11 protein-coding genes are annotated in these 14,946 nt (G+C 68.2%); 7 read left to right on the top strand and 4 right to left on the bottom strand.

Annotation, left to right across the window (positions count from 1 at the left end):
- Positions 1–108 precede the first annotated feature (108 nt).
- Entirely contained in the window at positions 109–1,332 is a 1,224-nt protein-coding gene (locus tag U1769_RS16640) for a CDP-glycerol glycerophosphotransferase family protein (protein ID WP_332718186.1), read from the top strand.
- 58 nt (positions 1,333–1,390) lie between these two features.
- Positions 1,391–2,317 (top strand): glucosamine inositolphosphorylceramide transferase family protein, encoded by a 927-nt coding sequence (locus U1769_RS16635; RefSeq protein ID WP_332718185.1) that lies wholly within the window; start codon positions 1,391–1,393, stop codon positions 2,315–2,317.
- Here U1769_RS16635 and U1769_RS16630 read toward each other — a convergent pair.
- The 3 genes from U1769_RS16630 to U1769_RS16620 all read right to left on the bottom strand — a co-directional run bounded on the left by U1769_RS16630 (position 2,289) and on the right by U1769_RS16620 (position 5,682).
- Positions 2,289–3,356: a glycosyltransferase gene (locus U1769_RS16630; RefSeq protein ID WP_443030382.1), complete on the bottom strand. Its 1,068-nt coding sequence runs from the start codon at positions 3,354–3,356 to the stop codon at positions 2,289–2,291. The two genes, U1769_RS16635 and U1769_RS16630, sit on opposite strands and share 29 nt — an antisense overlap.
- Positions 3,353–4,441, bottom strand: coding sequence for a glycosyltransferase (locus U1769_RS16625; RefSeq protein ID WP_332718184.1), 1,089 nt, complete (start codon positions 4,439–4,441; stop codon positions 3,353–3,355). The genes U1769_RS16630 and U1769_RS16625 overlap by 4 nt, the downstream gene beginning before the upstream one ends.
- 125 nt (positions 4,442–4,566) lie before the next feature.
- A complete protein-coding gene (locus U1769_RS16620; protein ID WP_332718182.1) occupies positions 4,567–5,682 on the bottom strand; it encodes a LacI family DNA-binding transcriptional regulator in 1,116 nt (371 codons plus the stop codon).
- 173 nt (positions 5,683–5,855) lie between these two features.
- Between U1769_RS16620 and U1769_RS16615 the strand changes: the two genes are divergently transcribed.
- The 5 genes from U1769_RS16615 (at position 5,856) to U1769_RS16595 (ending at position 13,739) form a co-directional block, all read left to right on the top strand.
- Positions 5,856–7,064 (top strand): endo-1,4-beta-xylanase, encoded by a 1,209-nt coding sequence (locus U1769_RS16615; protein ID WP_332718180.1) that lies wholly within the window; start codon positions 5,856–5,858, stop codon positions 7,062–7,064.
- 133 nt (positions 7,065–7,197) lie between these two features.
- Positions 7,198–9,402, top strand: coding sequence for a beta-glucosidase (locus tag U1769_RS16610; RefSeq protein ID WP_332718178.1), 2,205 nt, complete (start codon positions 7,198–7,200; stop codon positions 9,400–9,402).
- Positions 9,403–9,578: 176 nt separating this feature from the next.
- Positions 9,579–11,231 (top strand): MFS transporter, encoded by a 1,653-nt coding sequence (locus U1769_RS16605; protein WP_332718175.1) that lies wholly within the window; start codon positions 9,579–9,581, stop codon positions 11,229–11,231.
- A 1-nt stretch (position 11,232) separates the two neighbouring features.
- On the top strand, positions 11,233–12,348 hold the full coding sequence (locus U1769_RS16600; protein ID WP_332718173.1) for an HlyD family secretion protein: 1,116 nt from the start codon (positions 11,233–11,235) through the stop codon (positions 12,346–12,348).
- Entirely contained in the window at positions 12,345–13,739 is a 1,395-nt protein-coding gene (locus U1769_RS16595; RefSeq protein WP_332718171.1) for an efflux transporter outer membrane subunit, read from the top strand. Before U1769_RS16600 ends, U1769_RS16595 begins: the two co-directional genes overlap by 4 nt.
- 7 nt (positions 13,740–13,746) lie before the next feature.
- On the opposite strand, the gene U1769_RS16590 is transcribed toward U1769_RS16595, so the two are convergent.
- Positions 13,747–14,832, bottom strand: coding sequence for an oxidoreductase (locus U1769_RS16590; protein WP_332718169.1), 1,086 nt, complete (start codon positions 14,830–14,832; stop codon positions 13,747–13,749).
- Between the last annotated feature and the right edge of the window lie 114 nt (positions 14,833–14,946).

The raw sequence follows: 14,946 nt of genomic DNA, 5'->3' as shown, positions 1-14,946 counted from the left end.
GAGCGCCATTAGGACAGCGGCGATGCGGCGACGACCGGAAAGTTAAGCATCCCGGCAGATGACGAAAATTTCAGTGGGGAAAAACGCCCTCGTCGGCGTCTTTCGCACATGAAGATCGGCTTTCTGTTCAATCACGACCAGGTCCATCAGGTCGCGCACGCCCTCCCCACCGCGCTGGCGATGACCCAGGCCTATCCCCAGGCGGAGATCGTGGTGGCGACCACCAACGACGTTCTGACCGCCGAGGTGAAGCGGCTGTGCGACCGGCTGAACGTCGCCGTGCCGCTCGTCCAGCTCGGGCTGCGCCGCCCCCTGACGAAGGCGCTCGCGGCGACGCTGGAATGGGGCGTGCCGGTCACGAAGATCGGCATCTACCGCGACAATCTCGATTTCTTCCGCTCGCTCGACGCGCTCGTCGTCGCCGAGAAGACCTCGTTGCTCCTGAAAACCCGCTACGGGCTGGACGATCTGAAGATCATCCACACCCGTCATGGCGCAGGCGACCGTGCGATCGGCTTCAACAGGCACAGCGCGCAATTCGACCATGTCCTGGTGTCGGGCACCAAGATCCGTCAGCGCCTGATCCGCGAGGCCGGCGTCGCGCCCGAACGGATGAGCCTGATCGGCTATCCGAAGTTCGATCTGATGCCCGATCCGGCGCCCCGCCTGCCGTTTCAGGATAACGGCAAGCCGACGGTGCTCTACAATCCGCACCCCTCGCCGCATCTGTCCTCCTGGTATGCGCAAGGCCGCGCGGTCCTCGAGCATTTCCTGCGCGACGATCGCTACAATCTCATCTTCGCGCCGCACGTCATGCTGTTCCACCGCCGTTTCGTCGTGACGATCGACAAGTTCCGCATCGATCGTGCCGGCGTCATCGATCAGCGCTTCCGCGACGCGCCCAACATCCTCGTCGATCTGGGCAGCGCGGCCTCGACCGACATGACCTACACCGCCGCCGCCGACATCTACCTCGGCGACGTCAGCAGCCAGGTATACGAGTTCCTCTACCGTCCCCGGCCATGCCTGTTCCTCGATGCGCATGCGACGCGCTGGGCGGGCGATGCGAACTATGCGCATTGGCAGGCCGGGGAGGTCGTCACCGACACCGATGGACTCGGCGCCGCGCTGGATCGCGCCGTGGCGCAGCACGATCTCTATCGGCCGGTCCAGCGCGCGCTGTTCCAGCGCAGCTTCGAGCTGACCGCCGAGCGCTCCGCGGTGCGCGCCGCCCGCGCCGTGATGAGCATACTCGGCGATATGACGCCGATGCCGGCCCTCATCCGCGAACACGACGGCACGGCCGATGCCGAAGGGTTGCGCGTCGCCTGATCGGAGGCGACAAGGCCTCGCGCGCGGCGCCATGTTTTTTTGGGATCGATCGACTATCGTGGCTCTCCGCAAGGATATCTGGCGCCCTGCCATCGTCATGGCGACCGCCCAACAGATCGTAGCCCGGGGCTCGATCGATGGTCTGCCGATCCAGTGGCTGCCGGCGGTGGGGAGCTTCCGGTTCCTGGCCGATCCGTTCGGCCTGTGGCGCGGCGATCGGCTGTACGTTTTCGTCGAAACCTACGACTACCGCGTCCGCATCGGCGCGATCGAGGTGCTCGTCTATGACAGCGCCTTCCGCCTGATCGATCGCCAGCCGGTCCTGAACGAACCGTGGCACCTGTCCTACCCGCTGGTGTTCGAGGCGCAGGGCGAGACCTGGATGCTGCCCGAGGCGCACCGCTCGAACCGCCTCACCCTGTACCGCGCGGTCGATTTTCCGACCCGTTGGGAGCCGGCACACAGCATCGAACTGGATCACGTCGCGGTGGACGCGACGCCTTTGTTCCATGAGGGGCGCTGGTGGCTGTTCTACACCTCCGCCGATCGCGAACCGGACAAGATGAGCGCGCTCCACATCGCCTTTGCCGACCGATTGGCGGGGCCATGGACCCCGCACCCGATGAACCCGGTGCGCGTCGATATCTCGAGCGCACGTCCGGGCGGCCTGCCGATCCTGCTCGACGGCCGCATCGTGCTGCCGGTGCAGGATTGCAGCAACACCTATGGCGGTGCGATCCGCCCGCTGACGATCACGACGCTGACGCCCGATCGCTTAACTGCGATCGCCGGCGAGGCGCTCGTCGCGCCGGCGTCGGCCGCCCCGTTCGTCGAAGGATTCCACACGCTGGCGGCTGCGGGGCCGGTCACGCTCGTCGACATGAAGCGCACTGAATTGTCGGCCCATGGTCTGTCGATCGAGGCAGTGCGTGAAATGAAGAAACTCGGTCGCCGGTTCAGAACCCGCGCATCCGGTCGAGGATAGCCCGCCCCGTCGCAGCGAACTGCTCGGGCCCGAACCGCTCGATCACGCGGGCGCGCGCTGCCTGACCGATCGCCGCCAGCGCTTCGGGCCGGGCAAGCAGCCGCGACAAGGCTGCCGCAAGGGCGACTGGATCGTCTGGCGGTGCCAGCGCGCCGGTCTCGCCCTCGACGATGCTGCCCGGCAACTCCCCGACCGAGGAGGCGACGACCGGCAACCCTGCCTGCATCGCCTCATGCGCAGCGACGCACAGCCCCTCCGATCGCGACGGTTGCACGTAAAGATGGCAACCGGCAAGAAACAGCGCCGGGTCAGTTGCATAACCGTCGAACCGGATCGGCACTCCCAGCGCCAGCGCCTGCACTTCCAGCGCGCCCCGCTCCGCACCGTCTCCGGCGATGACGACCTCAAAGGCTGTCGTCGTGTCGACCAGCGCGAGCGCCGCGATCAGCACGTCATAGCCCTTGACGCGGTGGAGCCGGCCGAGGCTGCCGATCCGCACTGGCTCTCCCGATCGCCACGGCGTGGCCTGAGGCGCGGCGGGATCGGCCCGGAAGATCGACCATTGCACCAGCCGCTCCGGCGGCACGTGCAGTCGCTCGGCCGTCATCTGCGTGACCGCGGCGGAATCCCCTACCCATAGCCGCGAGCGCCGCTGCATGGCGCGCAGCAGCAGGCGATTGGCGGGTTTCAGGAAAGCGGCATGCTGCCAGCTGACGACGGGCCATCCGCGACGCGCGCCCACGATCTGTCCAATCAGTGTGGCGCGCGTCAGCGACGTCCACAGATGGGTTGGAGCCCAGTCGCGCAGCGCCGTGTCGAGCCAGCGGAATGCGGCGACGTGATCGGTTTCCCCGCCATCCCGGACAAACACGTCCAGCCCCGCCGCCCGCATCGCCGTTTCGCCGCGCCGGTCGCGCGCGGTCAGCGCGAACACGGCAACCTCCGCCCCACCATCGCGCAGCACGCCGAGTATCGCGGGCACCGGCGATGCTGCGCCGCCGCCCTCGACCGAATTGATCACATAGGCGATCCGCATCATGGTCGCACCGCGGCGAACTGATCGAGATACGCTGCCGCCACTGGTCCGATCCGGTGATGCGCCACCAACGCGGCCAGCGCCACCGGGTCAGGCGGCGGCGTCGCGAGCATCGCCGCAATGGCGCGCGACAGGGCGGCGATATCGTCGATCGGCACCACCCGGCCCGCGCCGGGCGCGTCCAGCAGCCGGGTCGCCGGCGTACAATCGGTCGCGACGATCGGACGCCCCGCCGCCAGCGCCTCCACCATCACGGCCGGATAGCCCTCGAAATCGGAAGGCAGCACGAACAGCCGCGCCCGATCGAGCCATGGCCGGATCTCGGGAACATATCCTGCGAAAGTGACGCGTCCGGAAACCTTCAGGCTGTCGGCTAGGGCCATCAGAGCTCCGGCCTCCGGCCCATCCCCGACGATCGTCAACAGTGTCGCGTCGCCCGGCAACGCCGCGAATGCTTCGATGAGGCGCGCAAAGCCCTTCTCGGGAACCAGTCGTCCCGCCGCCAGCACTATCGGGGCCGGCGAGTCGGGGATGGGTTCCGGCGGCGGCACGTCGTCGGCGAGCGCCGGCAATGCGATCGTCGTGGCGATCGCCCGCCCCAAGATCCTGTTCGCCTGATCGCGCGCGATATCGGACAGGGTTACCACTGCATCCACATCACGGAGCAGGTGCCGCATCCGCATCTCGAACGCCCATTGCCGCAGCCGGCCGCGCTGGGGCTTGTCGAGCGCCGCGCTGATCTGCGCCACCACGCTGATGCCCGCCCCGGCGAGTGCCGCCGCGACCGACCAATGGAAATTGCCCGGGATGAAGGCGGTGTCGAACCGGCGCCGACCGGCAAATTCCCCCCCGGCCCGTGCGAGGCGCCGCCGCGAGCCGCGCGACCGTTGGATTGGCGGGTCCGCCACAACCACCTCAACTGCCGGGCCTGGAAGAGTACGAAGCGGCCCGGCGCTCGATCCGGCAAAGATCGTCACCGTACATCCGCGATCGGCCCAGGCATTTGCCAGGCGAACGGCAACGCGTTCCGTGCCACCCAGCGAAAAATCGTGAAGCACGATCAGGATTCTTATTGGCGGCGCGTTCATTGTCGCTCGGTTAGCGCGGACCCACGCAGTTAGCCAATACGAGCGCAACATTCCTCAACCGCGGCCTCAACCGCGCGAGGACAGCGATCCGAGGAGATAGGCGCGGATGTTAACGCTATCGATCGTCAGGCCGGACGGGCCGATCGCGATGGCGGCCGGCGCCGCGGCGCCGCGTCGGACTGGCGGCGCACCAGGGTGAAATCGAGCACGATCTGCTGCAGCTTCTCGTCCCGCGCGCGGGGGCGCCGGATCGCCGAAACCAGCATCTCGACCGCCGCGCGCGACATGTCCGCGATCGGCTGGTGAATGGTGGTCAGCTCGGGCCAGATCGCGGTTGCCAGCGTGGTATCGTCGAAGCCGCAGACGGTCAGATCGCCCGGCACGTCGAGCCCGCGGCGGTGCGCCACCGCGACGCAGGCCGCCGCCATGTCGTCATTGCTGGCGAAGATCGCGGTGGGCGGATCGGCCACGTCGAGCAGCTTCTCGGCAGCGTCGAGGCCTGAGCGATAGGTGAACAGGCCGCGCGCGATCAGCGCGTTGTCGGCCGGGATATCCGCCTTGGCCAGCGCGTTGCGATAGCCGCGCAGCCGCTCCTCGCTCGCCGTCTGCTCGGGATTGCCGACGACGAAGCCGATGCGGTGATGGCCGAGCGAGACGATGTGGCGCGTCATCGCATAGGCCGCGGCATATTCGTCGATGCTGACCGCGTGCAATTCCTCGGCCGGACGGCCGCTGCCCACCAGCACCGCGGGCACGCCTTCGTCCGCGATCATCTTGATCAGCTTGTGGGAATCGCACAGCGGCGAGGGCAGGATCAGGCCGTCGATGCCGCTAGCGATCAGGTGCTTCGCCACCTCGATCTCGTGATCGCCGAGCTCGCATTTCTCGATGATCAGTTGCACGTCGCTGCGGCTCGCCTGATCCAGGCTGCCGACCAGGAACTCGCTCAGATAGGCCGCGCTGGGATTGCTGTAGAGCAGCCCGATCCGTACCTGCGCCGCGCCGGCCAGGCTGCGCGCCGCCGGGTTGGGCGAATAGCTGAGCGCGGCGATGGCGGTATTGACCGCATCGCGCGTGGTGGGGCGGACATTGGCCTCGCCATTGATGACGCGCGATACGGTCATCGATGAAACGCCGGCCATGTTGGCCACATCCTTGATCGTCGGCGCCGTTCGACGGCGGCGGGAATTCTTGTCGTTCACGGTACCGTCGGTCTCCTCGGAGCCAAGCTCATAGCGCATTATTACGGTTTCGCACCATCTCTGCGCAAAAGGTTGCACGAGGGAGCGGACGGGCGTGCCGGTGCTGTTCGGGAAGTCGCCGCCACGCTATTGACAAGGTAGGTCAAAACGCCATCATGATAACGGTATCAGGATGCAAAAGCCTGACTCCGGGTAGCGGCAGAGGATCGTCGATGAGAGGTATATCGCGCCGCGAGAGCCTGGCGCTGGCCGCGGTACTGGTGCTGTCGGCTTGTGGCGGCAGCGGCGCTTCCTCAGCCGCACCACCAACGCCACCGGCCGCACCCCCGCCCCCTCCGCCCCCTCCTCCTCCACCCCCACCGACCGTGTCGCTCAATGCAGCCGCCCGCGCGAAGGGGATGCGGTTCGGATCGGCCTGCGCATGGGGCCCGCCCGGCGCCGACCGGGCATCCTTCGCCAATCCGTCCTATGCCGCGCTGCTCGAGGGCGAATGCGGCATTCTGGTGCCGGAGAACGAGCTGAAATGGCAAAGCATCCGCCCCAGCGCGATGGAATTCGATTTCGCCCATTTCGATGCAATGCTGGCCTATGCCGAGAGCAAGGGGCTGGCGATGCGCGGCCACAATCTGCTGTGGCATCAGCCGAAATGGATGCCCGCCTGGGCCGAAAGCCATGATTATGGCCCCAATCCGGCGATCGAGGCAGAACGGCTGCTGACCGAGCATATCCGGACCGTCTGTCTGCGCTACGGCGCGAAGATCGTCAGCCACGATGTGGTCAACGAAGCGGTCAACCCGGCGGACGGCAGCCTGTACGAAACGGCCCTGTCGCGCGCGCTGGGCGGGGCGCAGGCGACGCTCGACCTGGCGTTCCACACCGCCCGCGCCGCCGCGCCGCACGCGCAACTCGTCTATAACGACTATATGAGCTGGGAGCCGGGCCACGCGACTCACCGCGCCGGCGTGCTGCGTTTGCTGGAGGGCTTCAAGGCGCGCGGCATCCCGGTCGATGCGCTCGGCGTGCAATCGCATCTCGTCACCCAGGGTACCGACACCGCCGCCAGCGTCGCGGCGCAGCAGCCGGAATGGCGCCGTTTCCTCGATCAGGTGGTGGCGATGGGCTATGGCCTGCTGATCACCGAGTTCGATGTGCGCGACAATGGCCTGCCCGCCGATGTGGCGATCCGCGACCGGGCTGTGGCGGATTATGGCCGCGCCTATCTCGACACGATGTTCGCCTATCCCCAGCTGTCGGACGTGCTCGTCTGGGGCATGTGCGATCGCTACAGCTGGCTCGAAGGGTTCGAGCCGCGCGGCGACGGAGCGCGTCGCCGCCCCTGCCCCTATGACGTCGATTTCAACGCCAAGCCGCTACGCACTGCCTTTGCCGAGGCCTTCGCGGCAACGGCGGTGCGGCGGTGATATCGGGGCGAACGGCACGGCGAACCAGCAAATCATCGATCTCGGGCCGGTCTTCGTGCTCGATTTCGGCCAGAATTACGATCCGGCAAAGCTGCCCAAGAATTGAGCCAGCTGCCTTCACGGGAGAAAGACGATGATCAAGCGCAGTTTCGCAGTGGCCGTGACGGCTGCCCTGCTGGCCGGCGCGGGCGCCCCGATCGCCGCCGCGCCCAAAAAGGCGAAGCCGACCAGGGCAGTGCCCGCCTCGCCCGACAGCCGCGCCGCCGCGCTGGTCAGGCGGATGACGCGCGACGAGAAGCTGATCCTCGTGTTCGGCTATTTCGGCACTGACAATGTCGAGAAGAAATTCATTGCGCCCAAGGAGAGCCTGCAGGGATCGGCCGGCTATGTGCCCGGCATCCCGCGCCTCGGCATCCCGCCGCAATGGCAGACCGATGCCGGCGTCGGCGTGGCGACTCAGGGCGGCGCGCTGGTGAAGCGCGAGCGCACTGCCCTGCCCTCCGGCCTCGCCACCGCCGCGACGTGGAACACCGCCCTCGCCTTCACCGGCGGCGCGATGATCGGCAAGGAAGCGCGCAACACCGGCTTCAACGTGATGCTCGCCGGCGGGGTCGATCTGATGCGCGAGCCGCGCAACGGCCGGAATTTTGAATATGGCGGGGAGGATCCGCTGCTCGCCGGCACGATGGTCGGCGCGCAGATCGCCGGTATCCAGTCCAACAACATCATCTCGACGGTGAAGCATTATGCCGTCAACGATCAGGAGACCGATCGCTTCAAGGGCAATTCGATCCTCGACGAAGGCGCGATGCGCACGTCGGATCTGCTCGCCTTCCAGTTCGCGATCGAGCGCTCCAACCCCGGCTCGGTGATGTGCGCCTACAACAAGATCAACGGGACCTACGCCTGCGAGCATGATTTCCTGCTCAACCAGGTGCTGCGCAAGGACTGGAAATGGCCGGGCTTCGTGATGTCGGACTGGGGCGCGACGCACAGCACGGTGAAGGCCGCGAACGCCGGGCTCGATCAGGAATCGGGCTGGCCGTTCGACGACCAGCCCTATTTCGGCGAACCGCTGAAACAGGCGCTGGCGAGTGGCGCGGTCAGCGAAGCGACGCTCGATACGATGGTGACGCGGATCCTTCGCTCGATGATCGCGCACGGCCTGCTCGATCATCCGGTGCGCGCGGCGCCGATCGATTTCGCCGCGCATGCCGTGGTGACGCGGCATGATGCCGAGGAAGGCGCGGTGCTGCTCAAGAACGCCGACAGCATCCTCCCGCTGTCGCCCGCTACCCGGCGGATCGCGGTGATCGGCGGCTATGCCGACAAGGGCGTGCTGGCGGGCGGCGGATCGTCCCTGGTCTATGCCAAAGGCGGCAATGCGGTGCCCGGTCTCAAGCCGACGACCTGGCCCGGCCCGGTGATGTATTATCCCTCCTCGCCGATGGCCGAGATCGCGAAACAGGCGCCCGGCGCGCGCGTCCGCTTCGCTGACGGCAAGGATCTGCGCGCCGCGGCGGCGCTGGCCCGCGACAGCGACGTCGTGATCGTCTTCGTCACGCAATGGGCCGGCGAAGCGTTCGACGTGCCGCTGACCCTGACGGACAATCAGGATGCGCTGGTCGCCGCCGTCGCCGGGGCCAATCCCAGGACGGTGGTGGTGATGGAAACGGGCGGGCCGATCCTCACGCCTTGGATCGACACTGTCGCGGGCGCGCTGGCGGCCTGGTATCCCGGCACTCAGGGCGGCGCGGCGATCGCCAACCTGCTGTTCGGCAAGGTCAATCCGTCGGGCCGCCTGCCTGCGACCTTCCCGCGCAGCCTCGCTCAGCTCCCGCATCCGGCCGAGCCGAAGGATGGCGACGTGCGCTACACCGAAGGCGCGGCGGTCGGCTATAAATGGTATGATGCCAAGGGTCTGGATCCGCAATTCGCGTTCGGCCACGGGCTTTCCTACACCAGCTTCTCCTATGGCGGCCTGAGCGCCGCGCCGACCGCGGCCGGCGTGAGCGTACGCTTCACCGTGCGCAACACCGGCAGGGTAGCGGGCAAGGCCGTGCCGCAAATCTATGTCGCCGGCACTGGCTGGGAAGCGCCGAAGCGGCTCGGCGCCTTCACCAAGGTGGCGCTGGCGCCCGGCGCGGCGCGGCAGGTGACGGTGCAGGTCGATCCGCGCCTGCTCGCCACCTGGGATGCGGCCGGACACCAGTGGCGCATCGCCGGCGGCCGCTATGCGGTGCTGCTGGGCGCATCGTCCCGCGACATCGCGCAGACCGTGTCGATCACCGTCCCCGGCCGGACCTTGCCGGTGGGCTGGTCCCCCGCGCGGCAATAGGTTCAGCCGGCCGGCCGCTAACCCTTAGGTATAGGCCCGCCGGCCGCCACGGCGGCTTGACGGGTGGGCGGCCGGGGTCGAAAGCTGGGCCATGCCAGACAACGGTGCGACAGCCCCCGATCGGCCGATCGGAACGGAGCCGGATCAGCCTTCCGGATGCCGGGAGGCGTAGCCGCATGGCGGAATATGTCTTCAAGCCCAATGAACGCCCGACGCTACCGGGATCGCCGGCCAATCCCGTGCACCCCGGCGGGCGCCGCGCCGCCTATTTCGCGATTGGCAGCCTGATCGGGCTCACCGCCGGGCTCGGCAATGCGCTCGTCGCGGTCAATCTCAATTTCGCGCAGGGCACCCTCGGGCTCAACACCAATGAAAGCGCCTGGCTGACCGGCGCCTTCTTCATGACCAATGTCACGGCGAACCTGTTGCTGGTGAAATATCGCCAGCAATTCGGGCTGCAGCCGTTCATCCGATACGTGCTGCTGGTCTATGCGGTCAGCGCGCTGATGCATTTGTTCGTGCATGATTTCTGGAGCTCGGTCGCCGTGCGCGCCGTCAGCGGCGTCGCGGCGAGCGGCCTGACAACGCTTACCATCCTCTATTTCATGCAGTCCCTGCCGGCCGAGAAGCGCCTGGCCGGGGTGATGATCGGCATCAGCATCCCGCAGCTGGCGACTCCGCTCGCGCGCGCGCTGTCGCCGACGCTGCTCGAATGGGGTGACTGGCACAATCTCTACTGGTTCGAGCTGGGGCTGGCGGTCGCGTCGCTGGCGGCGGTGATGAGCCAGCCCTTGCCCCCAAGCGAGAAGGAGAAAGTGTTCGAGCCGCTCGATTTCTTCACCTTCATCCTGCTCGCGCCGGGCCTGTGGCTGCTGATCGCCGTCCTGTCGGAGGGCCGGATCGAATGGTGGACGGAGCGGGCCTGGATCGGCTGGGCGCTCGCCGCCAGCATCGGACTGATCGCGGCCGCGCTGGTGCTGGAGCATTACCGCGCCAACCCGCTGATCAACACGCGCTGGCTCGGCACGCGCGAGATCATCAGGCTGATGGCCATCGCTGCCTCGGTCCGCGTCCTGCTGTCCGAACAGGCCTTCGGGTCGGTCGGGCTGCTGACCGTGGTCGGCATGATCAACGATCAGCTGGTGGTGCTGAACCTCATCGTCATCGCCGCATCGATCGCCGGCCTCGCCACCGCGGTGCTGACCTTCAAGCCGGACAATCTCGCCCGGCCGATCACGATCGCGGTGATCCTGATCGCAATCGCTGCCTTCATGGATTCGAGCGCGACGAACCTCACCCGTCCGGGCAATTTCTATATCAGCCAGGCGCTGATCGGCTTCGCGTCGCTGCTGTTCCTCGCCCAGGCGATGGTGATCGGCATCGCGCGCACGCTGCTGACCGGCGGGCGCAACTTCATCAGCTTCGTCGTGCTGTTCAGTATCAGCCAGAGCGTCGGGGGATTGTTCGGGACGACGATGCTCGGCACCTTCCAGGTGGTGCGCGAGAAATTCCACTCGCATGAGCTGGTCGAACATATCGTGACGGCCGATCCGCTGGTCGCGGCGCGCCTCCGCGCCGGCGCGGGCGCGGTATCCGGCGTGCTCGGCGATCCGGCGCTGCGCAGCGCCGAAGGGGCGGCCATCCTCGCGCAGCAGGTAGCGCGCGAGGCGAACATCCTGGCGTTCAACGACGTCTTCATGCTGATCGGCGTGCTGGCGGTGCTGGTCGCCATCTGGGGGTATCTGATCCGCTGGTCGATCTGGCGGCGGGGCGAGGTGTCGCCGGTTATCGAGCTGCAAAAGCGGCTTCAGAAAATGCAGGGGCAATGAGATGAGCGAGAGCGCAACGCCGGCGCCACCGGCGGCACCCGAAGTCGAGGAAGCACCGCGCGGATGGCGGCCGCCGGTAAAATCGCGCCTTACCGTGATCGCGATCGTGGCGCTGGCCGTCGTCGCCATCCTCGCCATCCTCTACGCATGGCGCCTGCCCCCGTTCAGCGGCTGGAGCGAGCAGACCGACAATGCCTATGTGCGCGGGCGGGTGACGATCATCAGCCCGCAGGTCAGCGGTTATGTGACGAAAGTGGCGGTGCAGGACTTTGCCGAGGTCAAGGCCGGGCAGGTGCTGGCGACGATCGACGACCGCATCTATCGCGCACGCGTGGCGCAGGCGACCGCCAACGTCGCCGCGCAACAGGCTGCGCTGGCCAATTCGCGCCAGGCGCAGCGATCGCGCGAAGTCGCGACTGAAAGCCAGGACGCGGGCATCGCCAATGCCCAGGCGCAGCTGGTCCGCGCCCAGGCCGATATGCGTCGCGCCAAGGCGCTGGTCGCCGACGGCTCGATCTCGACCCGCGAGTTCGACCAGACCCGCGCCACCCTGCTCGCGGCCGAAGCGGCGGTGAGCCAGGCCCGGGCAGGCCGCTCGATCGGTACGCAGGACGTGCGCACCGTGGTGGTCGGGCGCGAAGGCCTCGAGGCAGCGGTCGAGGCGGCCCGGGCGCAGCTTCGCCTCGCGCAGATCGATCTCGACAACACCATCATCCGCGCGCCGACCGACGGGCAATTGTCGGAGATCGGGGTGCGCGACGGCGCCTATGTCACGGCGGGCACGCAATTGCTGTCGATCGTGCCGCATCATGTGTGGATCATCGCCAATTACAAGGAAGCGCAGACGCGCGACATCCGCATCGGCCAGCGCGCCGAGTACCGCGTCGATGCGCTGGGCGGCGCGACGCTCTACGGCCGGGTCGAGAACCTGTCCCCGGCGGCCGGCTCCGAATTCGCTGTGCTGAAATCGGACAATGCCACCGGCAATTTCGTCAAGGTCGCGCAGCGCATCGCGGTCCGCATCGCGATCGAGCCGGGCCAGCCGCTCGCCGCGCGGCTGCGGCCGGGCATGTCGGTCGAGGTAAAGATCGACACGCATGGCGGGACGGCGCGATGAAGCGTCTCGGCCCGATCGCATGCCTGCTCCTCGCCGGGTGCGCCGGCCCCGCGATCCGCACCGCGACCGTGGCGCCGCTCCCCGCGCCGGCGGCCTGGCGCACCGATGCCGGGCCGACCGCCCCGCTCGACCGCGCCTGGTGGCGATCCTTCGGCGATCCGGTGATGGCGCAGCTGGTCGAGCAGGCGCTCGATCATAATCCCGACATCGCCATCGCCGCCGGCCGGGTGCGCGAGGTCCAGGCCAATCTCACGCTTGCCCGCGCGCAGCTGCTCCCGACCCTCGACGCCGGGATCGCCGGCGGCCGCTCGCGCTCGGTCAGCGCCTTCGGCACGCCGCTCGAACAGAATTTCGCGCAGCCGCAACTTCAGGCCAGCTATGAGATCGATCTGTTCGGTCGCCTCGCCGATCAGCAATCGGCCGCCCGCAATGCCTATCTCGCCAGCGAAGCCGCCCGCGACGCGACCCGTCTCGCGGTCGCCGCCGCGACGGCCAGCGGTTACGTCACGCTGCGCAGCCTCGATGCCCGGCTCGGCGTCGCGCGGTCGACGCTGGCGGCGCGCACGGAGTCGCTGCGCATCGCCCGCTCGCGCTTCGGCCAGGGCTATTCGCCCAAGCTCGAGCTCGAACAATCCCTGGCCGAATATAATGCGACCGCGCAGATCATCCCGCAGATCGAGCTCGCCATCACGCGCACCGAAGACGCGCTGAGCCAGCTGACCGGCACCACGCCGCGGGCGATCGCGCGCGGCGTGGCGCTCGCCCAACTGGCACGGCCCGCCATCCCCGCCGGCCTTCCGGCCGATCTGCTGCGGCGCCGGCCAGATGTCGCCCAGGCGGAATATCAGCTCGCCGCGTCGGACAAGAATCTGGCGGCGGCGCGCAAGCGCTTCCTGCCGCAGGTGCGCCTGACCGCCGCGGCCGGCAGCGCCTTTTCTACCCTCCTCGCGGATCCGATCGCGATCTGGTCGGTCGGCGGCAGCATCCTCGCGCCGCTGTTCGAGGGCGGCCGGCTGACCGGCCAGGCGGAGGTGGCCGGCGCGCAGCGCGATCAGGCCGCCTTCGCCTATCGCCGCGCGGCGCTGATCGCCTTTCGCGAAGTCGACGATGCGCTGGCCGCCGTGAAGCGCCTCGACGAGCAGGTCGCCTTCGCCCAGGCCCAGCGCGACGCGCTGGCCGAGGGCCTCAGGCTGGCGACCAACCGCTATCGCGAGGGCTATTCGCCCTATCTCGAACAGCTCGACGCGCAGCGCGGCCTGCTCGGCGCGGAGCTCGCGCTGGTGCAACTGCGCGCCGACGCACTGTCGGCCCGGATCCAGCTCTACCAGGCGATGGGCGGCGGCTGGTCGATGTGCGCGGACTCTCCCTGCGCGGACATACCCACGCCCTGAAACGCGCTCAGCCAACCGGCAACCGCCGCCCCTCCGCCGCGCTCTGCCGCGCCAGCGCGATCAGGCGCAGCCCAAGCAGCGCATCGGCCGGATCGACCGGCGGCAGCGCGCCGGTGAGGATCGCATCGGCCATACCCTCATAGAATCGCCGCCAGTCGCCGCGCAGCGACGGCACCAGCACCGGCGGCTGCTCGGCAACGGTGAGGGTGCCGAACGCTCCCGGCGCTTCCTCGCCATAGCCGGGATCGTTGGCTGAAGCCCCGGCGCGCAGCATCGCTTCCTGCGGATCGAGGCCATATTTCACGAAGCTCCCCGCCGTGCCGTGCAGCGCGAAGCGCGGCCGCGCCGCCACGATCAGGGTGGAGGCCGACAGGATCACCCGCCGCGCGCCATAGAACAGCGTCAGCTCGAAATAATCGTCGACCACCACGCCCTCGCGCTGCGCCGCCAGATCGGCCGCGATCGCCTCGGGCGGCCCGAACAGTTCGAGCGCCTGGTCGATCAGATGCGGCCCGAGATCCGCCAGCATGCCCCCGCCCAGCTCGACGGTCGCCTCGCGCCAGCCGGGCTTGATCGCGGGGCGAAACCGGTCCCAGCGCAATTCGGCGAGCATCACGTCGCCCAGGGCACCCCCGGCCAGCACATCCGCCACCGTCGTGAAATCGGCATCCCAGCGCCGGTTGTGGAACACCGACAGGACCAGCCCGCGCTGCTCGGCCAGGGCGATCAGCGCCGCGCCATCCGCCGGATCGATCGCGAACGGCTTGTCGACCACGACATGCTTGCCCGCTTCGAGCGCCGCCCGGGCGAGCGGCGCGTGCAGATCGTTCGGGGTGGCGATCACGACCAGCCCGATCGCCGGATCGGCCAGCAGTGCCGCGGCGTCGGGCAGCACCGCGACGCCCGGAAACGCCTGCCCGACGGCCGCGGTGCGCGAGGTTACGATGGCCGCGAGCCGCAGCCGGTCGACCGCGGCGACCAGCGGCGCATGGAAGCTCGCGCCCGCCAGGCCGAAGCCGATTACGCCAACGTCGATCATGTTCCCGCCCTCCAGCGATCCCCGAGCCACGATCGACAGGATTTTCCCGTCCATGGCAAGACCGCTCCGGTCGGCCGAGACGGTGCTAGCGCTATCACCCTGACGGCGAACCGCGCCGACCCGGCCGAGCTTGCCAGCGCAGGCCAAATCGTTATCGCTACCATGATA

The sequence above is a fragment of the Parasphingomonas zepuensis genome (assembly GCF_036663735.1).
In the GTDB taxonomy this organism is placed as follows: domain Bacteria; phylum Pseudomonadota; class Alphaproteobacteria; order Sphingomonadales; family Sphingomonadaceae; genus Sphingomonas.
The sequence above is the reverse complement of the archived record's forward strand: the minus strand, read 5'-3'. Positions and strand labels throughout refer to the sequence as shown.